Consider the following 403-nt stretch of genomic DNA (forward strand, 5'->3'; position numbering starts at 1 on the left):
CTTCAGTAATCGTGCAGTTAGGCCTATGAATATCCGAAGGGAAACATACCGCGAACATGCCCGGCTTCAACAGTATGCCTGTCTCAAGTTGAGCTGGATCTGTTTCATAAAAAGCGACATCATGCGTATCGAATTTGTTATCGATGACTTTGGCATCCGGATGCAGCTTATAGAAACACAGCTTCTCTTCACCGCTGACAAGGAACTGTATATCCGTGTACACAACATGTGATTCCGGCAGTTGTTCCTCAGCTGGACGGGTGACAACCTCTTGCACATTAGCAAACATCAAGTCGCCGTTATCTCCTTCTAAATCGTATCTGCCAGCCTCCACCTCGCTTAAATTACGGCTCAAAATGTAGTCGATCCCCCGACCTATTGCCGCGGGCCACATATGACGCTC

Annotated in this window: 1 protein-coding gene; it reads right to left on the minus strand. The window is 47.9% G+C overall.

From position 1 onward, the window contains the following. On the minus strand, positions 1–355 hold a 355-nt coding region (locus AC1DUA_RS40820), incomplete at its 3' end, for a NanQ anomerase/TabA/YiaL family protein (protein WP_477505038.1). Between the last annotated feature and the right edge of the window lie 48 nt (positions 356–403).

The sequence above is a fragment of the Paenibacillus sp. 01T422 genome (assembly GCF_056398785.1).